A 22,858-nucleotide genomic window follows, 5' to 3' on the forward strand; every position below is an offset into this window, starting at 1 on the left:
TCGGTCCGTCCACTCTGCTCATTGTCCCGCACGCTTTCCGTGTTGTTCAGAGCGCTGTTCGGAGGACAGCTCAAGCGCCGCCTGACCGAGCGCCCCGTCCACGGCCGCGTCCCCATGCCCGGAGGTGCGGGCGGCCAGGACGAATGCGCGGCGTGCCAACTCGTAACGTGAATCGACCTGCGGATTCCGCTCCGAGATCGCATCGGCCACCGGACGCCAACGGGGATTTTCGGCACGAATCAGATAGCTCTTCTGAATCACGATCCGCTTGCGTGGAATTTCCGTGAAACCGGCCTGTGTCATGGCCGCATTCTGCTCCTCGGTCAGCGACAACGTACCCCGCATGACCGCGAGAACCTCCGGCACGGACAGCCCCAGCACCGCTCGCAGGCCATCGGCGTAAGCGGACAATGCGTCATTCGTGTCGTACTTATCCTCGTCGTCGTCCATCTTCGGCAGAGTCGCACACAGCGCATGCCACCGGGCGAACAGACGGATGCGATCGCGCAGACGATCGTACGCCGGCATCCAAGCCTCCTGCGGATCATGCCCGGCGGCCACTCCATATTCGGGATCCGGCTCGGCGTGAATCGCGGCCCTGACCTGTTCCGGCCGGTATTCGCACAACGGTCTGTCGAACAATCGCAGCGGGACGGCGATGGTCAGTCGGGGCCAGACGACGACGGGGAACATACCCACGCCTTCGGCGGCACCGCCAACGGCACCACCGGCCTCAGCACCACCACCTCCATCGATGACCATGGAGCCGACGGTCTGGTCGTCGGTATTGCAGCTGGCCACCATGACATGGATCATCCGCGGATCGTCGTCCGCGCTACGGGCCGTCTGATCGTCGTCCGACTCACTCTGGTCTTCCGTCCGGCCGCGATCCACAACGAATACGTATTCGGCATCATGCTCGTCGTCGACGAGCCACAGCTGGCCACGGGACGGCCCCTCGTCGAGCATTCTGGCGCGCTGTCCGTCAGTCATGATCACTCACCTCCTTCTTCAAGCTGCTGCGCGTCGATGAAGCCCCACGCACTCAGCGCATCAAACAACGCCCCTGACGTGTCGATCGCGACATCCTTCCGCGCGCTGCGGCCGGTGAGCACGTCCCTCAACTGATTCCGCGCATCCGGCGAGAGCGCTTCGAGTTCCTCCAGGGCATCCTCATACCGCTGTTGCTCGATGACCTGATCGGGGCTGAGCGTCGAACCGGAATCGGCGAATGAACGGTATTGCATCTTGTCGTTGACCGAATCATTCAGATCGACTCTGGTTTCAGCCGCCGTGGTGAACCGTCTGCGAACCAGCGCGGGACAGCATGCCACGGCGATATTCGTCAGCTCGTTCAGCGTCAGCCCGCCATCAGCCGTTTCCAGTACGTATTTCACCCAGGAATCCAGATGCCTGAGCGCCGAGCCGTGAGGCTTCCTGTCGAGTGCGATGGGAATGGGCCGCGGCGCGCCCTCCTTCCCGGAATCACCCTGACCGGTCTTGCTGTCAGCCCCCTTCACCCAATGGCTGTTTTCCAGCTTTCTACGATCGTTGTCCAGCGTTTCGGCGCTGGGCCACACGATGCCTGTGAACGATTTCGCCTTATCGCAGAGGAACTCCATCGATCGGGAGGAATGCATGGCATTGCCGGATCGCAGCGTCCATAGATTGCCATCCCCCGAATTGACGTTCGCGAACACCGTCTTATTGCCCGGACGCTTCAGCACACCCCTGAGACGTTCGCGGAATCTGCCGTAGTCCGTCTGCGCGAAGCAATCACCCAGATATTCCCGCATGGGCTTTTGCGCCCGTGTGGCGAATTGCGAATCCGAATGGGAGGAGAGATACACCTTGACGTAGTCGTTGTTGAACGCCACCGGGTATGCACGTTCCCGATCGCCCGGATCGTATTTGAAGCAGAACGAGTACGCCCACGGCATCGGTTCGGGCTCCTCGTCCGCGAGATCCTGATAATGCGCCAACGCCGGGGAAACCGCCTTGGACAACGCTCCCAATGTCTTTTCGCCGGGATGCCCCTCGCCTGCCGTGATTTCGATGCCGATATGGTATCGGATAGCGCCCCGGGCATCCGGGTTCCCGCTCCGATCAGGTTCCGGCAGCTCCACGAAGTTATCGATCCTCCATCTGGACCACATGTCCTTGCGGGCCGCGCGATCGCCAGCCTCATGACCAACGGCCTCGTGACCATGGGTCTCACGACAATGGGTCTCGTGCAGCCTTGCATCACCCTCCGGCGTCACCTCATGCTCTTCCGGTTCCACAGCGGGTTCCCTCCACTCACGCAGCGAATACGTTCCCAGCATACGTTGCGCATGGCACAGTCCTCGGGATGCGTCCGCGAAGCCCACCGAGCCGTCGATGACGGCGATTCCGTCGGCACCCATGGACGTCTCCTTTCACTCACCGGTGTACTTGCATTAATTAACCGGACAATGGCGCAACACCGCGGCACGACGCGGCCCGACACCCTTTGCACGCCTCCCCTTGCACGCCCCTTCGCGCGTTGTCCGGTTACTCCACATGTACGGGAAACGCGGCCGAACGAAACCGAAAACAACGAAACGACACCAGCACGGAGCCGGTGGCCAGAGGCCGACAACCATTATCACGAAAGGAAACCAACATATGTCCCAGATCACACAGACGCACAACAAGCAGCACGACGACCGTCTGGAGGCGGCGGTGTACGGCGAGGCCGTGGCCGACGCCCTCGGCGTGCCCTACGAGTTCCGCCAGCGCGATACCTTCACCTGCACCGACATGGTCGGCGGAGGCGCGCACCGCCAGCCGGCCGGCACGTTCTCCGACGATTCATCGATGATGCTCGCCACGCTGGATTCACTCAACCACCGCAACGGCCACGTCGACCCGTCGGACCTGCTTGCCCGGTTCCGCGCATGGCGCTACGACGGCGCATACACGGCCGACGGCACGGTGTTCGACGTCGGCGGCACCACGAACTTCGCCCTGTCGACAGGCCAGGGCGGAGACGGCGAGCGAGACAACGGCAACGGCAGCCTGATGCGCATCATCCCGCTGGCGTTCTTCGAGGTGTCCGATGACGAGATTCGCGCGGCCAGTGCGGTCACGCATGCCCATCACATCAGCACCGAGGCGTGCGTGGCATATGTCCACGCCGCCCGCGGACTGCTCGGCGGCCGCTCCCCTCGCGAGGTCGCGGCCGAGGCCGGCTACGACGGCATCTGGGACACGGATCGGGATGACATCCGGTCGGGCGGTTTCGTGCTGGATACGCTGCGAGCGGCCCTGTGGTGCCTGACCACGACCAGCTCCTATGCCGAATGTGCCCTCACGGCGGTGAATCTCGGCTCCGACACCGATACCACCGCGGCGGTCGCCGGCGCGCTGGCCGGCATCGTCTACGGATTCGCGGGGTCTTCGGACAGCGCATCGGACGGCGCATCGGGCGTCGCGACCGGCATCCCGGAAGCGTGGGTCAAGGCCCTGCGCGGCAAGACGGTCATCGATCGGATCCTGGCCGGAGAGTACGGGAATCTGAAGTAACAAACCGGGGACGCGGAGCGACTCGCCTCACGCCCGCAACCCATCCACCTCACGCCGCCGGCAGCAACGCGTGCAGCGCGGTCATCACCACCAGACTGATGACCGCGGTGACGGTCAGCGAGAAGCCGGCGAGCTTCGCGTTGCCGGTCAGCGAATCGGTGAACTTGGTCGAGAAGATCGTGACCGGGGCGAACGACCCCAGCACGATGATCTCGCGGATGCGCGCGTCGAACGGCAGCAGGAACCACGCGGCGAGCGCGATGATCGCGCCGAACACCATGCGCCACGCGATCACCTTCGCGAGCTCGACCTTGTCCTTGCGATTGTCGGGCACCTCCATCATGAGGCCGATCATCGCCATCGCGCAGAACGCGTTCGCGTTGGCGAACGGCGTGATCAGGGTGACGATCGGCTGCGGGATCGTGATGTGCAGGAACATGAACACGAGCATCAACATGTAGATGTCGAACGAGATCGACCCGAGGAAGTCGCGCGCGATGTTGCGCAGACGCAACCGCCACGGCAGGGCCTTGAAACCGTCGTCCATCTTGAGCAGCGTGCGCGTGATCGTCAACGAGCCGGCGGTGGCGACGGTCGCGTTGCCGATGTCGAGCATGATCACCGGCAGGCCCGCGGACGCGCCCATGAACGTCTGCACGACCGGCAGACAGAACGCGCCCAGGTTGAGGCCGGACGCGTTGAGCATCTGGAAGGCACGATAGTTGCGTTCGTCGCCGCGCGATCCAAAATAGACGACGAACAGCGGGATCAGGCAGGCGAAGAAGCCGAACAGCACGATCCACAGCATGCGCATGTCGTGCTTGTTCGTGGCGAACGACAGGATGATCGCGCACGGCAGGGTCAGGTTGAACACGAGCCCCTGCGCGACCTTATAATCGCGCTCGCCGAACACATGAAGATGCTTCAGCGCATACACGCCGACGATGACCAGCAGCAGTGAGCAGGCTTGGAAGAGCATGTTTCTTCTCTCGACTTGTGGGTTCGCGCGGAGAACGACGGAACGCGAGGCATCCGTATCCCGCGCAACGGGGAATACGCCACAGTATAGGAGTCCATCCGCAGCGTAATGGTCGTAGGTCCAATACGTACACGCTCCGCGCATGGCGGCAACACCCAGACGAACCCAGACCCACGTTGCAGTCCGATCGTCGAGCAGGACGACGGCTATGACCCCAACGCGGTGCTAGTCGACACCATCACCGCATCGGACGACAACAGCGCGGACGTCCCATACAACAACACGGCAACCAACTCGCCGATCGCGTACCTGCCCCAGCTCGGCGCGTTCGCGCTCGGCAAACTGGCAGGTCTCCCCGCGCAAACCACCTATTACCTCGCCGAAGCATTCATGCTGGCGGTCTACGCATGCTGCGCCGCCGTCGCGGTGGCGCTGCTGTTCGCGGCGACGATCCGGCATGTTTTACGGAGTCGCGAAGTGGTGTTCTGGTGGTGCACCTGTGCCATGATCATCGGTATCATAACGCTCACGTATCTGGCGTTGTGGCTGCAGTACACTCCGACTGATTCCATCATGGTCGAAGGTATGCAGCACCGGCACTTCCTGCCGATGACGGTGCTGGGAGGGCTATGCTTCGCCGAAAGCGCATCCGCGGTCTTCGGTTCACGCCCGTCATCGTCGGAGATCCTCCGCGATGTGGCGGCAAGGCATGCGCGATGAGCGTCAGATGCGCAAACCCAAGAGGAAAGAACGATAAGAACCGAGGACGGGTGATGCACGATCGCCTATCTGCGTTACAAGGGGTACATTAGCGCTTTTACGGACATCTATCTTGCTTACGAGGGGTACCGGAGTGAAGTATCACAAGGTTGAAACGGCTTAGCCCCATTGCGGTCAAGCCGTTTCGAGGCCCTCATACATGACTTGGGCACCCCTCGTAAGCGAGATAGACATCTGCAAGAGCGCAAATGTACCCCTTGCAACGCAGATACCCCAGCTCACCGCATCTCACCTCGCGCAGCCGAAGCGGTAGAGCGCCCACCCCTTGGCATAGTCGGCGCGATCCGAGTAGTCGCGCACCTTGACGAGCGTGCCGTCGGCCGTGTACCTGGCGATGAGGTCGTCGCGATGGAACGGGTCGTACTGCTGGCGGAACGTGAACATCTCGAGGCTCGGCGCCTGTCCGCCCATCACGAGGAAGTACTCCGGCTTGTCCTGTTCGATCGGACAGACCGTGTTCAGCACGGTCGTCTTGTCGCCTGAGTCGAACGCGCGCTCGACCGCGCCGAAGATCGCACCGTTCTTCTCGGCCATCGGGTTGTAGATCGGGTAGAGCATGTTCACGTCGAACACGGTCTTGCCGTACATCGACCCGTTGAGCGGATCGGAGATGACGGCCGCGCCGGGCTCGACCGTGCGCGCCACGTCGGCGAGGATGTCGTACTTCGTGCGCGTGAGCTGTTCATCAGGCTGACTGTCGTTGAGCACCATATTGGCGTGGACGTTCTCGGCGAGGACAGCACGGGTCGAGTTGCCCCAGCCGACGAGCCGGCCGTCGACCGCGCGCTCCACGCCTCCGAACTGCGCGCCGACGGCGAGCGCGGCGAGGACGGCGACCATGATCGCCGAGATGGTGCGGCGGGTGCTGGGCGCGCGCGGGGATGGGATCGCCGTCCCATGCAGCGCGCTTGCGGCGAAGATGAGCAGGACGACGATCGCGAGCGGGATCATCGTGAGGGGGCGGGTCTCCGCGCGATACCACACGGCAGCCACGATGTTGGGGAACCAGCCGGTGAGCGCGGTCGAGCACACGTAGAGCAACGCGAACAGGAACACGACCAGCAGAACAGAGACCGCGTCCTTGCGCAGGGAATGCTCAGGGTGGGCATTGATGCGATCAACGACTTGCCGACGCGGAATACCCCACACAGCGCACGTAGCGACCGCGATCGTCACCGCAATGGCCGCGACCACCATCACCGCCATCACAACGCCGGCCGGGCCGTCGATGTTGTCGGTGACGAACACGCGCAGGGCGTCGGGGACGGTGCGATTCGGCACGAACGTGTGGAACCAGTCGCCCGGATTGAGGTAGCGATCGGACTTGTAGTGCGTGACCATGTACGCGAACAAGACGATCGCGCCGACCACGCAGGCGGCGAGCGCGGCGAGGATGAATCGCCACGGCAGTCGCAGCAGCAGGAACGGACCGATGAACAGCAGCCAGGTGAACGTCATGCGCGGGTGCGCGAACACGGTGATGCCGCCGGTCAACACGGTGAGGACACCCCAGCGAAGGATGACCTTGCCGGCGGCCTCCCGCCAGTCATGCCCCGCGGCGAGCCCTATGACGATCGCGTCGAACCATCGCAACGTGCAGTACAGCCAGAACGGCAGCAGCGAGAAGGCGAGGCCGTAGGCGACGAGCGGGCCGGAGGCGAGCATCTGGAACGGGTGACTGGCCGACGCGACCGACAGCAGCGGTACGATCAGGGCCATCGCACAGGGGAACAGGCGGGACGGCGCCAGCGGGGAATCCGCACTCGCCCCGGATGAATCGGACGAATCGGATGTCTCGGACGGAGCAGACGGCGTACCCCGCGACCCGGCGCCGGCACGGGCGTCGCGCAGGCCGCGGCACGTCCAGTACGAGGCGAGCAGCTGCATGCCGGCCGGCCAGACGAGTCCCGCGCCGGCGATCCACACGACGTTGAACGCGGTGTAGATGTTCATCTGCGCACCGAACAGCCGCGCGATCGAGATCAGTCCGGCGGCGAGCAGGTGAAACAGCGGCGGATAGTACGCGTCGTTCGGCCACAGGTGCGTGGCCGCGCCGATCCCCTGGTCCAGGATGCGTCGGATGAAGTAGTAGTGGGCGGGCGCGTCGATCTGGTGGAGCGGGTAGTTCCACGCCTCATAGCCCTTCGGGAACCACGCGACGACCACGGCGAACGCGAACAGCACGCCGATCGCCATGCACGCGGGCAGGGCGACGAGCGGGGCGAGGCGGCGGATACGGGCGGGGATAGACGTACCAGAGGCGGTGTTCATCAACTTGATCGACTTGATCGACATGTGACGGGCGGCTCCGATCCGGCCGGATCAGTCGTCGAGATCGAGCGTGTCCGGCAGCGGGGCCGGCATCGGACGCCACGACCGGTCGTGCAGGAGCTTGCGCGAATCCCACCAGCCCTTCGCGAGCTGGACGACGCCGGTCCTGAGGTGCTCGCGGTCGACCATGACGAGTCGGATGAGCTCCTTCGCGGCGGTCGCGGCGGTGCCGAGCGCGAAGAGGAACGGGCGATAATCGCCGTAGACCATGAAGTAGCGGGCCATGTACCCGCGGTTGCGCATGATGTGGTAGCGGTTCATGTCGGACGTGGAGTTGAGCTGACGCACGCCGGCGATGTCCCAGTTGCCGATCTCGCGCGTGCGGCGCAGGACCACGTCGGGGATGACGATCGGCGCGGTGACCTTGCTCGCGCGGTAGCCGTAGATCGTGTCGTCCCAGTAGATGAAGAAGCGCGGGTCGGGCAGGCCGATCGCCTTGACGACGCGACGGTTGAACAGGCCTCCCTCGAAGCACAGCGTGTTCATCGTGCGGTATCCGGCGCGACCGAACGCGGCCGGGGCGATCGGATTCGGGATGCCGAGGCCGATGCGGAAGTCGTACTGCCAGTAGAACGGGCCGCCGTCGTAGTCGAAGCGGGAGCCCTGGATGACCTCGTGGCGACGGGTCCAGGGGGCGAGCTTGGCGATGCCGTCAGGCAGGACGGCGACGTCGTCGTCCATCACCCAGAACCATTCGGCGCCCAGCTGATACGCCTTTTTGACGCCCGCGGAGAAGCCGCCCGCGCCGCCGAGGTTCTCGGTCTGCGGCGCGTAGACGACGCGCGACTGGTTGCCGGATCGGTCGGCGACGGTCCTGCCCCACTGCGCGTTCGCCTTGGCCTCGAGATCGGCGACCATGGACTTCGTCTCGTCGGACTGCTCGTTGTCCACGACGATGACGCGCCACGGGGCCTGCTCGAGCGCGAGGATCGACTCGAACAGGGTGGCGAGCAGGTTCTGGCGCTTGTACGTGGTGATGACCATCGCGAGGTGGTCGATGGTGTGGTCGATGGTGTTGGGCGTCTTCTTCACATCAGTCATGTGCCTTATTCTCTCACTACGCCCCGCCACTGTGCCTTGTCACTACGCTCTGTCACCGCACCCCGCCACCATGCCTTCACAAGCTCGTCGATCAATCCGATCAGTCAGCAATGAATCCGAAAGCCGAAAACCGTTGCGGCACAACGCGCCACGCCGTACGGTGGCAGTTTTTTCAGAAGCTGGTATTGTATGACGAGTTGTGTTCGAAGCCTGCTTGTTCAGGGGCCGAGATACGCACATGGAGGATTCGCCTAGTGGTCTATGGCGCACGCTTGGAAAGCGTGTTGGTGTAACAGCCTCACGAGTTCGAATCTCGTATCCTCCGCCATCGCCCTTTTCCCGCCCAAAGGAAAAGGGCTTTTTCATTGCCAAAACGGCGGAATTCCACAAAATCATTAAGTTAGGGGCCCAGAATTACACATATGTACATACAGCACGGGCACGGAAGCCGTTGGCTGTTCCAGCCCAGTTTGGAACCGGTGTTGCCAGAAACCGGCTACGTCGCACCCAACGGAATCACGTACAAGGGATTGGACGATAGAGGGTATCCGGTAATCGATGTCCCCGAAAGCATGGTCGTCGATCCGAAACGCGACCAGGACGGCACACCCGTGCTCCCGCAGTCCTGGAAGGACTGACCAGTGGACGACCGTCCGACGCTACAGCCCGTGTCGCACACTGCTACATGCCCGTATAGCGCACCCACCGGCCACGGCCGACGACTTTCAGCCTCCCACTCTTAACAAGCTTGGACAACTGGTAGTACGCCTGATTGGCGTCGATATGCAGCAGCTCCATGACATCCGCTCGTGTGACGCCGTTCTGCTCCGCAACCAATTTCATGATGAGTTCCGGCCACCGCACACGGTCGATATCCGTCTGACGCACGTATTCGATGGTCTTGCCCGTGCGCCTGTACACCTTGGAACCCAAGGTGTAGGCACGGCGGGAGCCATTACCGGAACCCTCAATCATTCCCGACTCCGCAAGCTGACCAAGCATGGCACGCAGACGCTGCTCGCCCATATCGAGCTCCTTGCGCATGGTTTCGAAGGTGCAACGCCGCTCGTTCTTGAGCATGTTCAGAATCAGCAAACCATTGACCGGCATCGTCTTGCCCGTGCGCTCCTGTTCCTCGGCCAACATTCGCACGAATTCGACGTCGGGCGCACTACGTTGCAGATACACGGATACGTTCCGCTCATTCGATGCCGTGTAATCAGGCAACGGACGGCCATAGTGCAGCGATCCCTCGTAGATGCGGTCGATACCACGTCCCGTGCGCTCGGCCAGTCCGGTACGCTTAAGCGCATCCATCAGACAAGGATTACGTCCATGAGGCTCAGCGGTAAGTAGGTTGTGGATGTTGATGCCTTCCACGAATCCACCGGGATTGGCGATAGTCAGTCCGGCATCGTCCAATTGCACGCGCACACGCCCGAGCAGGGTATAGTCACGATGCCCGAACGCATTCACCAACGCCTCGCGGAACGCTCTATGGTCGAACTCCGGCACCATCGTAGAGAACAGGCCGACGGATATCTCGACGCTCGGGTTCCAAGGGGAGAACATATCGTTGATCTGCTCGATGGTTCTCAGCAGCGGCCCGCCATAGTCCTGATTGACCTTGATGTCCGTACCGGACATGACCTGGAAGGAAGCCCGATGGGTCGGCACGAAACGTTTCAACGATTCCTCCTTGCCCAACAACAGCAATCCGGTCAAAGTCGGCATCGCCTTGCCGTCGACGGTCACCGTCAACTGCAGGGATTTCTCCAACTCCTCGTCGGTGAGCTCCAGCAGATTGCGGTCACTGGACTGGTAGGTACCGATGATTCGGCGCAAACGTTCACGCTCGAGAGGATCGAAATCGTCACGGGTCGCGTCCGGCACCGGTTGCGCCGAGAAATCCAAACGACCTAAATCGGACAAGCGTGTGGCGATCTCATACGGATACATCGGCACGCTTTCCGGAGTACCGTCCACCTTCATGCGGCGACGCAGCACCTTGCCCGATTTGGTGGAGACCACACTACGTGATTTCGGCACATCGATCTGCATCACCGGCACTTCCGGAGTCCCGACGATTTGAGTACGTGCGGAGACCGGCGGAACTGTGCGATTGGCAATCATCGCCGCCAATCCGCCGCATTGTTATTCGTACACTGAACTCTACACTGAATTAAGTGTAGAATAACTGAATTCAGTGTATTCAGTGCAGAATTCAGCGAAAAGCAATGTTGCGACGACACAGCCGACATGACGAACGTGCATGCGTCCCGACCCGGACGATGCCGTCACGGCCCGTCTCGGCCATCTGCGCGGGACTCAGCACGACAAAAGCCGATTCCGACCCTGAGTCCCGCGAATCCGGGGGACTCAACGCAGCCACCTCAACTTCTCGCACTGAATCCCCCACGAAGCAGGCGAACACCGGGCCTACAATGAAACCCATGACGCTTCGCATCGCTCCGATTGAACCGCAGTGGTTTAAGCAGAAAGCACAAGTCCAATCACGCACATGGCATGAGTTGAATCAAGGCCATATCCCGCAGGAAATCGTGGACGCGATCACCCCTGATTTCGCACTGAGACTGACGCGCAACGCTGCGAACAGCAGCAATCAAGCGACGTTGGTGGCGTTGGACAGCAATCAGGTAATCGGATTTGCGGAACTGCTGCGCACTCCACGACCGCCGATCAACCGGCCCGACGCAGCGGAACTGGCCTCGCTCTATGTACTGACCGCCCATCACCGCAAAGGCGTCGGACGGATGCTGGTCGAAGCCGGCAAACACGCGATCGGCAACGATCGGATTGCCTTATGGGTGATGGCATTCAATGCGAACGCGCAAGGATTCTACCGACATATCGGATTCCACGAAACCGGCCACACGCAAACCGAAGACATGGGACCGGAACTGGAAATGATCAACTACGCAGGCGACGAACCCAATCAGCAGTAAAGACCCTGATAGTATGTCCCATACACAGGTCCGCAGCAATGTGAGACTTCCAAGAGCCGGGGAGTCCCCCGGCATTTTTGTTTTCCGGATTTTATCGCCCGAATAGGGGTGCGGGAACTGACGCAGTGGCGAACGCACGGCGGCGATTACAGGAGATACCCACCGGTAAGCCAATAGGCTGTCGCGTCGGCGGTCAGCAGGATGGCGACAACGATCAGCACGCCATGCAGCACGCGGTTGAACATCGTCAGGTTCCGCGCCTTCCACTCGTCCAGTCTGGCGACGAGCGCGTCAAGACGATTGCATTGGATGGCGATATACACGACCATCGACAGGCATTGACTGACCACGAACCATAGGGTCAGCAGCAGCGCGGCCGTGACGACGCTACGCGATTCCCCGCCGATGAGCATCACCGCGTAGAACGTGGGGTCGGTAAACGAGGTAATCGCGAACACGAAGCCCACGGCTATATGTCCCAACGCACTGCCGCGGACGGTCTCACGCGGTTGTTTCTTCTCGAGGCCGGGACCAGCGAAGACCCGTTTCGCCACCCATACCAAGATGATGATAGATACGGCGAATTCCGCGATCGCCCAGAACCGACTGCCGTCATCAGGCAGGATGCTTTGCAGGAAACCGGCCGCCGCGGCCCCCATCGACGCCGCGAGCACCGTGCCGACAAGAATCGTGGAGACCGCGAAAGACAGGAAGAACAATGCGACGCGAGACTTCCTCTCCCCTCGCAGCCTCATCGACATCATGTATACCGCGGTGAGGGGGTCGATGCCGAGCACTCCCAACCCAATCGTATTCAACATCCGGTGAGTCAACGCGCAGCCTCCAGCTCGTCGATCTTGCGGCGGAAGGAATCAAGATAGCGGTTCACCAGTCGCAGTATCGCATGCTGGTCCTCGACCGGCATCTCGTCGAACACCTCGCTTTCGGCGCGTTCGACCGGCAGCACCCGCTCGCGCATCACGCGTTTCCCCTGCGCGGTCAGATGCATGCGCATCTCCCGACCTTCGCCTTGGCGTAGTTCAATCAGTCCATCCTGGATCATCCTTCTGACGGACGAGTTCACCGTCTGCTTGTTCAGGCACGCATACCGACACACGGCGGTCTGGGTACACCCCTCCCCCAAGACCAGCATCGCCTGCAGGATGCCGTATGCGCTGTCGGACAGCCCGCGCGCGACGGCTATTTCATGGTAAAGCCCATCGATCTGCCGGTTCAGCCGATCGAACTCCCGCAAGGTTTCGTTCTGCCTGAATTCCATGATCACGCCTTCCGCCCACATTTCGAGTATGAAATCATACTCGTAGAATAGTATGATTTCATACTCACGTCAACGTTCCCACCAAAACCAGCACCAGCACAGGAGCCCCGTCCCGGCGCGACCAAGAAGACAGCCCGTCCAACCGTCATCGCAAACCACGCCACCTTCCGGCAATCCGTGCCGCACACAGGCCCACAGCAATGCGAGACTTCCAAGAACCGAGGAATCTCGGCTTTTTCATTACCGAAACGGCAGAATTTCAAGGGTTCCAAGCCCGCCCCGCCGATTCGCGCACTCTCCTATGGTCCGTCTCATCCGTCTGCGAGGGACTGCGCGAGACTCAGCACGACAAAAGCCGATTCCGGCCCTGAATCCCACGAATCCGGGGGACTCAGCGCGATTCCCCGCGATTCTCACGCTGCGTCCCACGACCACACCCGTCCACACCAACATCGGACCGAAGACGACCAGCCAGCGCCGCCGCGAAACGGCGGAATTCCAATGATTTCCAATCCATGACCAACGGGCGGCCGCAGGGCCAGCGGCCAAGCCGCGGGACTCAACGGCGAAATCACCCGCAACCACGCCGAGTCCCGCAAATCCGGGGGGCTCAACGCAAACACCCCGGTTTTCCGCGCTGAGTCCCCCGAAACAGGCGAACATCGCACCACACACACGATGCCCACACGCAGGCCAGCCCGAGCCTGAGCCGCATCGCTACCCCCGCCCCGTTTGTCCGGTTAATACAGGTGTCAGCGAACGAGAGAGGACAACGATTATGGACATCAACGATTTCGGCGGATACCAGTACGCGGTGCAGCGGATGAGCGACCTGCGTTACGTGGCGGGCTATAGGGCCGTGGTGGTCTCCCCCGGCGACGGAGAAACAGCGTGGACCTATGATCCCGCCCGTGCTCTTACCATGGAATCCCTGAATGCGGAGGAGAACGACTACACGCCTCTGAGCACGGCATTCGCCGGCACCGGCGTGCTGCGCGAGGAATTTGTGCAGGCCACCAGCAAGTTGGATGACGACATCGAGGACGAGTACGACGAGTGGAACTGGCAGGACGAGGACGCGTGGGAGATCGGCAAGCGTGTTCTCAAGCCCGGCTACCGACTCATCCGCATCCCCATGCTGTTCGATTACTTCCTTGAGGAAGACGAGAACGGAGTGCCGTGGACCGATGACAATCCCGACCCGTTCTGGGATGAGGACGGCACGCACCAGAACCTCACAGCCATCCGCAACAAGGTGTTCGGGGAGGGCGGAGCCATCGCCGATGAAGGTGAGGACGTACCGGCCGACGCCCCCTGGTCCGCCTGCTCCGACGAGGAACTCACCGCACGCCTGTACAACATGGGAGGCTTCGAGCTGGAGGACCTGTATCAGGCTTCCCATGTGATCGATCCGAAGAGCCCGCTCACCCGCAAGTACCTGCCCGAATTCGCGATCAGCAGGAACGTGGAGGAGGAGATGAAGGTCGTCGCCGACTGGGGCGTCACCGACGAGGCCGTCCAACGCCAGACCGCCGAATGGCTTATGGGACAGGGCCGCTGACCCATTCGTGGTCACGGACCATCCACCGGACCATCAGCCGGACCATCCGCCGGGCAACAGGACGAGCAACCGGGCAGTCGGATGGCTCAGGGCGACCCCGCGAGCCGTCCGATTGTCCGGTCCGACTATCCGGTCCGATTGTCCGGTTGATAGATGCAAGAAACGAGAACAAGAAGCAACGAAGAAAGGAAAGGGACGCTTATGAAGAACGACGTCAACGATATTCACGACCTCACCGAGGAGGAGATCCAGATCCAGCCCACCTCCGACAACACCGACGACACAGACGACACAGAGTGCATAGACTGGGCCTCATATGTGCAGTTTGAAGCGGATTTCCAGAGCTATCTGACTCAGGGCAGCCGCGCCTACTGCGGTACGATCCAGATGAGCCAGTCCACCACCGCACAGGAGTTGCAGGAAGCCATTGATGAATGGGACTTCAAGACCATGAAGCTCACCGTGCTGCGCTTCCGCAACTATGGTGATCCCACTTGGATTCCCGAAACCAGGACGATCCTCAATGGGGTCCCCCTGATGCGTGAATCCACTCCGGAAGGCATCATGTACCACATCCCCGAGCAGGGCTACTGGATTCCCGCCCGGGCCAAGGATATTGCCAGATTCTCCGACAACACCTTCATGCTGTATGCCGGGTTCAAGACCGAAGGCGGCAAGCCGGTGCCTGAGCTGCGCTCCGACGACGATTTCATCATCCACGGTGGATTCAACTACGACGAAGCCGTGAAGAACCATGCATTCACCACTGACGATGCGGATGCATCCGACGTGTTCGGCATCTGGGACGAGGTCACCGGCTGGGTGCTGCCTGTGACCGACAATTCCGTCATCGTATGGCGAGCGTTCGGAGAAGGCAGGTCCAATTACCTCAATGTCTACGACGGGACCAAATGGCTGATTGATCACTTGGTGTACTCGAGGTACTACGACAATGATCCCAATGACGAGCCGCAGATCCTGGCCGACATCGCCAAAGATGAGGCCGAGCTCAAGCGCTTCGTCGATCTTGGCATCGATCCGCGAACCGTGTGGAATCAGGAAAGCTAGCAGTGATGCCGGAAGCATCAGGAAACAGCAAGACAAGGTAAGCAACAAGAGCAAGGAGAACCACCATTATGACCATGACGACGATCAACACCGAACAGGCGCAGCCGGACCTCGAGATGGACGGCGGCGGCTTCGACGACCTCTATGACGATGGGGGCGGCGAGGAGCATGACTGCGAATGGGACGAGGGGATCTGTGACGAGGTAGCCTCCTATTACATCATCTCGTTCTGCGATGACCCGAACTGCCATGCCAATCACAAGCGGTACTACTGCATGCGCCACTACGCCCTGCAGCTGTCCCGGCAGCTCGGCCATCTGGAACACTGCCCTGCCTACGACGAGACCAACACCCCGGAGGAGCGCAGGCTGCTCACCCTCAAGCACATCGCCGGCTGGGGGCACCTGACCGGCATCCGGTAGCGATCAGACACCACAAGAACGATCAATCATCACAGGAATGGGACCGGACGAGCACAAATGTGTCGTACGGTCCCATGAATCACAAGCCGTCGAAGCCGACGGCATTACCAGCGCACGGAGATGCGCTCGCCGATGTGCGCGTCGGCGGGCGCCTTGGACAGCTCGTCGACGATGGCGATGGCGTAGTCGGCGTAGCTGATCGCGCTTTCGCCGTCCGCGTTCGTGGTGAACTCCTCGCCGGCGAGCGCGTACTCGCCGGTGCGCGGGCCGTCGGCGCGGAAGTCGGCGGCCGGCGAGACGTACGTCCACTTCACGTCGGAGCGCTTGCGCAGTTCGGCGAGCGATTCGCCCATCGCGGTGGCGAGCGGCTTGAACTCGGGCGGGAATCCCTCGGATTGGCTCAGCTGCAGCGTGTGCGCGGCGTCGAGGTACAGGCTGCCGGCGCCGCCGACCACGATCAGGCGGGTGTCGGTTCCGGAGAGGATGTCGGCCAGGTGCTGGAGCGACGTGGAATGCTGGTGCAGCATGTCCGGCGCCCATGTGCCGAACGCGTCGACGACCGCGTCGAAGCCGGCCAGATCGGCCGCGGTCAGGTCGAACAAATCCTTGGACAGGACGTGCTGGGCGGCGGTCCTGTTCTCGCTGCGGACGATGGCGGTCACGTCGAATCCGCGATCGATGGCCTCCTTGACGATGGCGCTTCCGGACTTGCCGTTGGCGGCGATGACTGCGATGTGCTTGGCCATGTTGTACTCCTTGTGTTCGCTGTCCGATCCGGATTGATTCGTTCGATCCGGCTGGTCATTGACGTTTCTCGACGCGACGGCCTTCCGCCGCGTTCGTCATCGGTAACCGCCATTCGCGGGTATCCGTTGCGCCGTCAGACCGTTGTATCGCGTTGACATGCTTCACGATATTGAAGTACAGTCCAAAAAGGAAGAAGACACTATAAAGTGCTATAGTTACCTAAAAGGAACTATTGCGCGATTCCAACGATTCAGGAAGGTCCGATCATGGTCGATGTCAACACGCTCCCGGCGTGTCCCGTGGAGACGACGCTCACGCTGATCTCCGATAAGTGGAAAATCCTGATTGTCCGCGATCTTCTGGATGGCACCAAGCGCTTCAGCGAGCTGCGCCGATCGATCGGACACATCTCGCAGAAAGTGCTCACCTCGAACCTGCGTCAGATGGAGGCCGATGGCCTGGTGCATCGCGAGGTCTACGCGGAGGTGCCGCCGCGCGTCGAATACTCGTTGACCGACACCGGCCGCAGCCTCAAAACTGTCATCGACGCCCTATGGAACTGGGGTGAGGACTACAAAACCAGGCTCGCGGCCTGACGGCCGCTCCCCTTGCGGCCTTGGCATCCGCAGCATCCGCAGCATCCGCTTTGCTTGGTGTGGTCTTTCATCGTCTTTTCCTGCGAAACTCTTGTGCCGCGCGGCCGAGACCGATAGCATCGCGACTCATGACCGATACCAACGCCCTTCCGCTGCCCCAATCCGATCGCGATCCCGCGCACTTGCAGGGCCACTGGCTGCTGGCCCGCATCGGCAAGCGCGTGCTGCGCCCCGGCGGCAGGAAACTCACCGAACGTATGCTCGCCCACGCCGAACTCGCCGGCAAGGACGTCGTCGAGTTCGCGCCGGGGCTCGGCCTGACCACTAGGGCGATTCTGGCTCAGGGGCCGAAGAGCTATCGCGGCGTGGACCGCGATCCGCAGGTCGTGGACATCATTACCCGGCTGACAGCGGGACAGGCAGGACTGTCCGGACAGCACGCCATCCCCGCGAGCTGCGTCCTGCGCGACGCCGCCGACACCGGACTCGACACGGGCAGCGCCGACGTGGTGATCGGCGAGGCCATGCTCACGATGCAGAGCGATCGCGGCAAGCGGGCGATCCTCGACGAGGCGTTCCGACTGCTGCGCGCCGGAGGCACCTACTCGATCCACGAGCTCGGACTGCAGCCGGATGATCTGGACGACTCCGTCAAGGACGAGATCCGCAAGGCACTGGCCCGCAGCATCAAGGTGAACGCGCGTCCGCTCACCGAGGCCGAATGGCGTGAACTGCTCGAATCCGCGGGATTCGAGGTCCTGTGGAGCGGCAGGGAGCCGATGGCCCTGCTGGATATGAGGCGCAATCTCGCCGACGAGGGAATCGGCGGCGTGCTGCGCATCATGCGCAATGTGCTGGGGAACAAGGACATCCGCGCCCGCGTGCTCGATATGAAATCCACGTTCGACAGGTATCGCGACGAGCTCACCGGCATCGCCTTCGTGGTACGCAAGCCCGAGGCGTGACATAGGATCACATCAGAATCACACTGTACAAAGGAGCACATCATGGCTGATGACATCAAGCAGCAAGAGGAAACCGGGCAGAACGCCTGCAAGCGAGGCGACGGCCAGCACTGCAAGTGCAGGCGCGACGCCGAGGGCCACGCCATCGCCGTCGACCCGCATCTGGGCCATGTCGCCGATCTCGCCTCGTTGATCGACATCCAGGAGGAGGCCACCGTCTCACGAACGGTGCTGAGGGAGGACGGACTGCGCGCCGTGCTCTTCGCCTTCGACAAGGATCAGGCGCTGAGCGAGCACACCGCGGCCATGCCCGTGACGATTCAGGTGCTCGAAGGCCGACTGCGCATCGGCGGCGGCGAGCGCGAGGTCGAACTCACCCCCGGAGGCATCGTCTACCTGAGCGCACGTCTGCCGCACACCGTCTACGCGCTCGAACCCAGCAAGATGCTGCTGCAGATGTTCGACAACCGCGGCTGAACACTGGCTAACCCCGGGTCCCACCTCGACCACAACCCGGCCTAATCCCCCAAGGAACGTACATAATCCCGATGAACGTACGCTGACTCCCGCCCAGCGTACGTACGTCGAGAGGATGCCCATCGGATCACCCGTTTTCGTACGCTCACTACGAGTAGGCGTACGAAAACGGGTGATCTTCCTGTTATGCCCACAGTCAACGTACGCCCATCGCCATTCAGCGTACGTTGATCGTGGTCCCTCCCCGTATAACCTCCGAAACCGTACGCCGCGCCATGCACCTCATGCCCGGCGACGCCGCTGCCCATGACTCCGAGTACGGTATGTGTGGTCTTTTCGATCAGTCCCCCACTTACCGTACGAAGGAATCCCGCCCAACCATGACATCGCATCTCGCCGAAGCCGGACGCACGCTGATCCCCCGCAAGGACGACCGTTACGGTCTGCTCTCCCCCGCGCTGGTGATCCTGACGTTCGTCGCCGGACTGGTGGATGCGCTGAGTTACCTCGCATTGGGGCATGTGTTCGTGGCGAACGTGACCGGCAACATCGTGTTTCTGGGATTCTCGATCGCCCACGCGCAGGGGTTCGTCTGGTGGACGTCGGCGCTGACGTTGGCCGCGTTCATGGTCGGCGCGCTGATCGGCGGGCGCATCATCCACTATTTCGGCCACCATCGCGCACGGCATCTGCTGGTCTCCACCGGCGTCCAGGCGCTGTTCGTGATCGCCGCGTTGGTCGGGATCTATTTGCTCAATCAGTTCGCGCCGGAGCCGGCGATGGGCGGGACGGCCGTCGGGAACACCTCGTCGATGCCAGCGGCCGCCCAAGGCACCCAATCCGGCCCGAGCCTCAACTTCCCCACCGCGAATCACATCGATCTGCACATCATCCTGCTGATCGTGCTGCTCGCCCCAGCGATGGGCATCCAGAACTCGACGGCCCGCAAGCTGTCGGTTCCGGATCTGCCCACCACGGTTCTGACGATGACGCTGACCGGCGTCGTCGCGGACACCTCCGCCCACGGCCACGAGCAGTCGAAGCTGGGCCGTCGCGCGGTGGTGATGGTCGCGCTGGCGCTCGGCGCGCTGACCGGCGCGCTGCTGCAGACGCGCGGTCACGAGGATGTGATCCTGATGGTGATGATCGGCTGCCTCGTGACGGTCATCGCGATGATGCTGCCGCACGTCCGCTCGACCGCGCCGTGGGTCGTCGGCAAACAACGCTGACCGGCGCCCGACACCGCCCGCGCCCCACGCGCGGGGCTCACACGCGCATGGCCTCCTTCGCCGCCTCGACCTGGTCGGCGCCGCCCTCGCCGCTGGCGATGAACCGCCCCGACGCGAGCACGTAGTAGCGGTCCGCGCGCTCGACCGCGAACTGCACCTTCTGCTCGACCAGGACCACGCCGATACCTTTCTGCTCGGCCATCGTACGGATCGCCTTCTGGATCTCCGCGACGATGTTCGGCTGGATGCCCTCGGTCGGCTCGTCGAGGATCATGAGCTTCGGCCGGGTGATCAACGCGCGTGCGATCGACAGCTGCTGTCGCTGGCCGCCGGAGAGCAGTCCGGCGCGGCGTGAGGCGAACTCCTTGAGAATCGGGAACATCTCCACGGCCTCGTCGTAACGCGCCTTCGCCTCGGCGCCGTACCGGTCGGCGACCACATGCAGGTTCTCGTCGACGGTCATCGTGCCGAACGACTGCTGCCCCTGCGGCACGAACGCCATGCCGCGTCGGATGCGCTGGTTCGGCGCGACCTTGGTGATGTCGTCGCCGTCGAACGTGATCGACCCGGACGTGACCGGCAAGAGGCCCAGCAGCGCCTTGAGCAGCGTGGTCTTGCCCGCGCCGTTGTTGCCGACGATGCTGACCCACTGGCCCGCCGCCACGTCGAAGCTGATGTCGTTGACGACCGTCACCTTGCCGTATCCGGTGTTGAGGTCCTTCACTTCCAGCATTGCCATCACCGATCGCCTCCGCCCAGGTAGATGTTCACGACTTCCTCGTTGTTCTGGATCTCCTCGACCGAGCCTTCGGCGAGGATCTCACCCTGATTGAGCACGGTGACGGAGTCGGCGAACTGGCGCATGAACTCCATGTCGTGCTCGACGATGATGACCGTGCGATTCCTGCTGCATCGTTTGAGCAGCTCGCCGGTCTGCACGCGCTCGGCGGGCGTCATGCCGGCGACCGGTTCGTCGAGCAGGAGCAGGTGCGCGTCCTGCACGAGCAGCATGCCGATTTCCAGCCACTGCTTCTTGCCGTGCGGCAGGATGCCGGCGGGCGTGTTCATGTCGCCGGTCAGGTTGCACACGTCGAGCATGTACTCGATGTTCTGCGAGACGCCGCTGACCGTGCGGAACAGGTCGCGGCCCTTCTTGCGGAAGCCTTCGGCGAGCTGCAGGTTCTCCAGCACGGACAGCTCCTCGACGACCGACGCCGTCTGGAACGTGCGTCCGACACCGAGTTTGACGATGTCGTTCGGCTTCCTGCCCAGCAGTTCCTCGCCGCGGAACTTCGCGGAGCCGCTGGCCGGCACAAGGCCGGTGATCGCGTCGATGATCGTGGTCTTGCCGGCGCCGTTCGGGCCGATGAGGAATCGCAGGTCGCCGTGTTCGACGGTCAGGTCGAGGTTCTTCACCGCGACGAATCCGTCGAATTCGACGTGGAGACCCTTGACCTCCAGATAGTCGTTCCACTGGCCGCCGCGATCGTCGAGCACCGCAAGCTGGTCGTGCAGCCGGGTGCGTTCCTCGACGATCTCGGCCTTCATCGCCGCGGCCTCGTCGCGCATGCGCTTGGCCTCGTCGCGCATCTGCACCATTTCGGCGCGCAGCTGCTCCAGATCCTCCTTCGAGGCGGGGGTGGACGGCGCCACCGGGGTAGTCGTAGGGTTCGAGCTCATGTTCCTCTCCTCACTCATGCGTTACTCATGCGTTCACCGTCGCGGGCGTTGCGGATGTGACGGGCGTCGCCGATTCACCGGACGCACCGGTAGCCCCGGCCGCGCCGACCGCCCCGGCGCCGCCGAGTCCCAGCTTGTCCTTGATCCACGGCCACACGCCCTTGAACTGTCCCAGGCCCATCGGCACGAACGCGATGACCAGGATGAAGATCAGGCCCTCGAGGTACGTCCACGCGGACGGGTACGCCTCGGAGAGCTGCGTCTCGGCGAAGCGGATGATCAGCGTGCCGACCAGCGGGCCGAGCAACGTGGTGCGTCCGCCAATGACCACGCCGGCGAGCATCAGGATGGACGGCGTCACACCGATGTCGGACGGCGAGATGATGCCGACGACCGGCACGAACATCGCGCCGCCGACGCCGGCGAACATGGCGGCCATCGAGAACGCGAACACCTTGATCGACGCGGGGTTGTAGCCGAGGAACTTCATGCGGTTCTCCTGATCGCGCACGCCGATGATCAGATTGCCCATGAACGAGCGGCGGATCCAGTAGACGATGAGCACCATGGCCAGCGTCAGGAACGCGCAGATGTAGTAGATCATACGCTTGTTGGCCGGGTCGGTCAGATCGTAGCCGAAGAAGCCCTTGAAGTCGTTGAGGCCGTTGGTGCCGCCGGTCGTCTTGGACTGGCCGATGAGCAGCACCGAGAACGCGGCGACCAGCGCCTGCGACAGGATCGCGAAGTACGCGCCCCTGACGCCGCGGCCGAACACCGCAAGGCCGAGGATCGCGGCGATCGCGCCCGGAACCGCGGCCACGCCGATCACGGCGATCACCGGGTTGCGGAACAGCTCCCAGAAACCGGGCACCTGCGTGATGCCGTACTGGGCCATGAAGTCGGGCACCTGGCCGGGGCCGATGTCCTCGAGTTTCATGTGGATAGCCATCACGTACGCGCCGAGGCCGAAGAACAGTCCCTGGCCGAGCGTCAGCATGCCGCCCTGGCCCCACGCCAGTCCGATGCCGATGGCGACCATCGCGTAGCACAGGTACTTCGACAGGAGTCCGAGGCTGTACACGCTCATCATCGCGGGCGCGAGGAAGATCAGCGCAATGGCGACGACCACGCCGATCCATGGCTTGTATTTGATGTAGAAATCACCGAAACCAGTAGCGTTCATTGTTTGTT

22 protein-coding genes and 1 tRNA gene are annotated in these 22,858 nt (G+C 62.5%); 11 read left to right on the forward strand and 12 right to left on the reverse strand.

What is annotated here, in order from left to right; translation table 11 throughout:
• Positions 1-18 precede the first annotated feature (18 nt).
• Positions 19-993: a hypothetical protein gene (locus CSQ85_RS07775; protein WP_150383590.1), complete on the reverse strand. Its 975-nt coding sequence runs from the start codon at positions 991-993 to the stop codon at positions 19-21.
• A 2-nt stretch (positions 994-995) separates the two neighbouring features.
• Positions 996-2,405 (reverse strand): hypothetical protein, encoded by a 1,410-nt coding sequence (locus CSQ85_RS13405; RefSeq protein ID WP_223846904.1) that lies wholly within the window; start codon positions 2,403-2,405, stop codon positions 996-998.
• 241 nt (positions 2,406-2,646) lie between these two features.
• On the opposite strand from CSQ85_RS13405, the gene CSQ85_RS07785 reads away from it, so the two are divergent.
• Positions 2,647-3,546, forward strand: coding sequence for an ADP-ribosylglycohydrolase family protein (locus CSQ85_RS07785; RefSeq protein ID WP_150383591.1), 900 nt, complete (start codon positions 2,647-2,649; stop codon positions 3,544-3,546).
• Between the two features lie 49 nt (positions 3,547-3,595).
• Here the strand turns inward: CSQ85_RS07785 and CSQ85_RS07790 are convergent, their stop codons facing one another.
• Positions 3,596-4,525 carry an AEC family transporter gene (locus CSQ85_RS07790; RefSeq protein WP_150383592.1) on the reverse strand — a complete coding sequence of 310 codons (930 nt, stop codon included), beginning with the start codon at positions 4,523-4,525 and terminating at the stop codon, positions 3,596-3,598.
• 222 nt (positions 4,526-4,747) lie between these two features.
• Between CSQ85_RS07790 and CSQ85_RS07795 the strand changes: the two genes are divergently transcribed.
• On the forward strand, positions 4,748-5,245 hold the full coding sequence (locus CSQ85_RS07795; protein ID WP_190972955.1) for a hypothetical protein: 498 nt from the start codon (positions 4,748-4,750) through the stop codon (positions 5,243-5,245).
• Between the two features lie 288 nt (positions 5,246-5,533).
• Here CSQ85_RS07795 and CSQ85_RS07800 read toward each other — a convergent pair whose 3' ends face one another.
• Both CSQ85_RS07800 and CSQ85_RS07805 read right to left on the reverse strand, forming a co-directional pair.
• Positions 5,534-7,600, reverse strand: a complete 2,067-nt coding sequence (locus CSQ85_RS07800) for a DUF6541 family protein (protein WP_150383594.1) — start codon at positions 7,598-7,600, stop codon at positions 5,534-5,536.
• Between the two features lie 27 nt (positions 7,601-7,627).
• The gene (locus tag CSQ85_RS07805) at positions 7,628-8,677 is read right to left on the reverse strand and encodes a glycosyltransferase family 2 protein (protein ID WP_150383595.1); all 1,050 of its coding nucleotides are present in this window, start codon (positions 8,675-8,677) and stop codon (positions 7,628-7,630) included.
• Positions 8,678-8,917: 240 nt separating this feature from the next.
• Between CSQ85_RS07805 and CSQ85_RS07810 the strand changes: the two genes are divergently transcribed.
• Positions 8,918-9,005: transfer RNA gene (locus CSQ85_RS07810), tRNA-Ser, on the forward strand.
• A gap of 353 nt (positions 9,006-9,358) precedes the next feature.
• Here the strand turns inward: CSQ85_RS07810 and CSQ85_RS07815 are convergent.
• Positions 9,359-10,810, reverse strand: a complete 1,452-nt coding sequence (locus tag CSQ85_RS07815) for an ATP-binding protein (RefSeq protein ID WP_150383623.1) — start codon at positions 10,808-10,810, stop codon at positions 9,359-9,361.
• A gap of 311 nt (positions 10,811-11,121) precedes the next feature.
• Here CSQ85_RS07815 and CSQ85_RS07820 point away from each other — a divergent pair, with 311 nt between their 5' ends.
• Positions 11,122-11,643: a GNAT family N-acetyltransferase gene (locus CSQ85_RS07820; RefSeq protein WP_190972956.1), complete on the forward strand. Its 522-nt coding sequence runs from the start codon at positions 11,122-11,124 to the stop codon at positions 11,641-11,643.
• Positions 11,644-11,789: 146 nt separating this feature from the next.
• Here CSQ85_RS07820 and CSQ85_RS07825 read toward each other — a convergent pair whose 3' ends face one another.
• Positions 11,790-12,464, reverse strand: a complete 675-nt coding sequence (locus tag CSQ85_RS07825) for a hypothetical protein (RefSeq protein WP_223846905.1) — start codon at positions 12,462-12,464, stop codon at positions 11,790-11,792.
• 8 nt (positions 12,465-12,472) lie between these two features.
• Positions 12,473-12,922: a MarR family winged helix-turn-helix transcriptional regulator gene (locus CSQ85_RS07830; RefSeq protein ID WP_150383598.1), complete on the reverse strand. Its 450-nt coding sequence runs from the start codon at positions 12,920-12,922 to the stop codon at positions 12,473-12,475.
• Positions 12,923-13,700: 778 nt separating this feature from the next.
• Here CSQ85_RS07830 and CSQ85_RS07835 point away from each other — a divergent pair.
• The 3 genes from CSQ85_RS07835 (at position 13,701) to CSQ85_RS07845 (ending at position 15,973) form a co-directional block, all read left to right on the forward strand.
• A complete protein-coding gene (locus CSQ85_RS07835) occupies positions 13,701-14,483 on the forward strand; it encodes a hypothetical protein (protein ID WP_150383599.1) in 783 nt (260 codons plus the stop codon).
• A gap of 201 nt (positions 14,484-14,684) precedes the next feature.
• Entirely contained in the window at positions 14,685-15,551 is an 867-nt protein-coding gene (locus CSQ85_RS07840; RefSeq protein WP_150383600.1) for a hypothetical protein, read from the forward strand.
• A gap of 68 nt (positions 15,552-15,619) precedes the next feature.
• Positions 15,620-15,973, forward strand: coding sequence for a hypothetical protein (locus tag CSQ85_RS07845; protein WP_150383601.1), 354 nt, complete (start codon positions 15,620-15,622; stop codon positions 15,971-15,973).
• A gap of 104 nt (positions 15,974-16,077) precedes the next feature.
• Here the strand turns inward: CSQ85_RS07845 and CSQ85_RS07850 are convergent, their stop codons facing one another.
• Complete coding sequence (locus CSQ85_RS07850; protein ID WP_150383602.1) at positions 16,078-16,719, reverse strand: SDR family oxidoreductase; 642 nt, start codon at positions 16,717-16,719, stop codon at positions 16,078-16,080.
• A gap of 267 nt (positions 16,720-16,986) precedes the next feature.
• On the opposite strand from CSQ85_RS07850, the gene CSQ85_RS07855 reads away from it, so the two are divergent.
• The 4 genes from CSQ85_RS07855 to CSQ85_RS07875 all read left to right on the forward strand — a co-directional run bounded on the left by CSQ85_RS07855 (position 16,987) and on the right by CSQ85_RS07875 (position 19,987).
• Positions 16,987-17,316, forward strand: coding sequence for a winged helix-turn-helix transcriptional regulator (locus CSQ85_RS07855; RefSeq protein ID WP_107042091.1), 330 nt, complete (start codon positions 16,987-16,989; stop codon positions 17,314-17,316).
• 128 nt (positions 17,317-17,444) lie between these two features.
• Positions 17,445-18,281, forward strand: coding sequence for a class I SAM-dependent methyltransferase (locus CSQ85_RS07860; RefSeq protein WP_150383603.1), 837 nt, complete (start codon positions 17,445-17,447; stop codon positions 18,279-18,281).
• Positions 18,282-18,323: 42 nt separating this feature from the next.
• Complete coding sequence (locus tag CSQ85_RS07870; protein ID WP_223846906.1) at positions 18,324-18,758, forward strand: cupin domain-containing protein; 435 nt, start codon at positions 18,324-18,326, stop codon at positions 18,756-18,758.
• A gap of 380 nt (positions 18,759-19,138) precedes the next feature.
• Positions 19,139-19,987 carry a YoaK family protein gene (locus CSQ85_RS07875; RefSeq protein ID WP_150383604.1) on the forward strand — a complete coding sequence of 283 codons (849 nt, stop codon included), beginning with the start codon at positions 19,139-19,141 and terminating at the stop codon, positions 19,985-19,987.
• 37 nt (positions 19,988-20,024) lie between these two features.
• Here CSQ85_RS07875 and urtE read toward each other — a convergent pair whose 3' ends face one another.
• The 3 genes from urtE to urtC are packed head-to-tail and all read right to left on the reverse strand — an operon-like array spanning position 20,025 to position 22,850.
• On the reverse strand, positions 20,025-20,726 hold the full coding sequence (gene urtE / locus CSQ85_RS07880; RefSeq protein WP_223846907.1) for an urea ABC transporter ATP-binding subunit UrtE: 702 nt from the start codon (positions 20,724-20,726) through the stop codon (positions 20,025-20,027).
• A complete protein-coding gene (gene urtD, locus CSQ85_RS07885) occupies positions 20,726-21,667 on the reverse strand; it encodes an urea ABC transporter ATP-binding protein UrtD (protein WP_223846908.1) in 942 nt (313 codons plus the stop codon). Before urtD ends, urtE begins: the two co-directional genes overlap by 1 nt.
• Before the next feature lie 25 nt (positions 21,668-21,692).
• Entirely contained in the window at positions 21,693-22,850 is a 1,158-nt protein-coding gene (urtC, locus tag CSQ85_RS07890) for an urea ABC transporter permease subunit UrtC (protein ID WP_150383605.1), read from the reverse strand.
• Positions 22,851-22,858: the final 8 nt, after the last annotated feature.

Origin of the sequence: Bifidobacterium rousetti (genome assembly GCF_008698235.1) — a bacterium.
GTDB lineage: Bacteria > Actinomycetota > Actinomycetes > Actinomycetales > Bifidobacteriaceae > Bifidobacterium > Bifidobacterium rousetti.

What these genes read in the sequence shown, in the direction of transcription:
- CSQ85_RS07815 (WP_150383623.1), bottom strand. Translation starts at nt 10,810, where the DNA reads ATGATTGCCAATCGCACAGTTCCGCCGGTCTCCGCACGTACTCAAATC.
- CSQ85_RS07835 (WP_150383599.1), top strand. Translation starts at nt 13,701, where the DNA reads ATGGACATCAACGATTTCGGCGGATACCAGTACGCGGTGCAGCGGATG.
- CSQ85_RS07855 (WP_107042091.1), top strand. Translation starts at nt 16,987, where the DNA reads ATGGTCGATGTCAACACGCTCCCGGCGTGTCCCGTGGAGACGACGCTC.
- CSQ85_RS07870 (WP_223846906.1), top strand. Translation starts at nt 18,324, where the DNA reads ATGGCTGATGACATCAAGCAGCAAGAGGAAACCGGGCAGAACGCCTGC.
- CSQ85_RS07875 (WP_150383604.1), top strand. Translation starts at nt 19,139, where the DNA reads ATGACATCGCATCTCGCCGAAGCCGGACGCACGCTGATCCCCCGCAAG.
- urtE (WP_223846907.1), bottom strand. Translation starts at nt 20,726, where the DNA reads ATGGCAATGCTGGAAGTGAAGGACCTCAACACCGGATACGGCAAGGTG.
- CSQ85_RS07805 (WP_150383595.1), bottom strand. Translation starts at nt 8,677, where the DNA reads ATGACTGATGTGAAGAAGACGCCCAACACCATCGACCACACCATCGAC.
- CSQ85_RS07840 (WP_150383600.1), top strand. Translation starts at nt 14,685, where the DNA reads ATGAAGAACGACGTCAACGATATTCACGACCTCACCGAGGAGGAGATC.
- CSQ85_RS07850 (WP_150383602.1), bottom strand. Translation starts at nt 16,719, where the DNA reads ATGGCCAAGCACATCGCAGTCATCGCCGCCAACGGCAAGTCCGGAAGC.
- CSQ85_RS07830 (WP_150383598.1), bottom strand. Translation starts at nt 12,922, where the DNA reads ATGGAATTCAGGCAGAACGAAACCTTGCGGGAGTTCGATCGGCTGAAC.
- CSQ85_RS07845 (WP_150383601.1), top strand. Translation starts at nt 15,620, where the DNA reads ATGACCATGACGACGATCAACACCGAACAGGCGCAGCCGGACCTCGAG.
- urtC (WP_150383605.1), bottom strand. Translation starts at nt 22,850, where the DNA reads ATGAACGCTACTGGTTTCGGTGATTTCTACATCAAATACAAGCCATGG.
- CSQ85_RS07825 (WP_223846905.1), bottom strand. Translation starts at nt 12,464, where the DNA reads ATGTTGAATACGATTGGGTTGGGAGTGCTCGGCATCGACCCCCTCACC.
- urtD (WP_223846908.1), bottom strand. Translation starts at nt 21,667, where the DNA reads ATGAGCTCGAACCCTACGACTACCCCGGTGGCGCCGTCCACCCCCGCC.
- CSQ85_RS13405 (WP_223846904.1), bottom strand. Translation starts at nt 2,405, where the DNA reads ATGGGTGCCGACGGAATCGCCGTCATCGACGGCTCGGTGGGCTTCGCG.
- CSQ85_RS07790 (WP_150383592.1), bottom strand. Translation starts at nt 4,525, where the DNA reads ATGCTCTTCCAAGCCTGCTCACTGCTGCTGGTCATCGTCGGCGTGTAT.
- CSQ85_RS07800 (WP_150383594.1), bottom strand. Translation starts at nt 7,600, where the DNA reads ATGTCGATCAAGTCGATCAAGTTGATGAACACCGCCTCTGGTACGTCT.
- CSQ85_RS07820 (WP_190972956.1), top strand. Translation starts at nt 11,122, where the DNA reads ATGAAACCCATGACGCTTCGCATCGCTCCGATTGAACCGCAGTGGTTT.
- CSQ85_RS07785 (WP_150383591.1), top strand. Translation starts at nt 2,647, where the DNA reads ATGTCCCAGATCACACAGACGCACAACAAGCAGCACGACGACCGTCTG.
- CSQ85_RS07860 (WP_150383603.1), top strand. Translation starts at nt 17,445, where the DNA reads ATGACCGATACCAACGCCCTTCCGCTGCCCCAATCCGATCGCGATCCC.
- CSQ85_RS07775 (WP_150383590.1), bottom strand. Translation starts at nt 993, where the DNA reads ATGACTGACGGACAGCGCGCCAGAATGCTCGACGAGGGGCCGTCCCGT.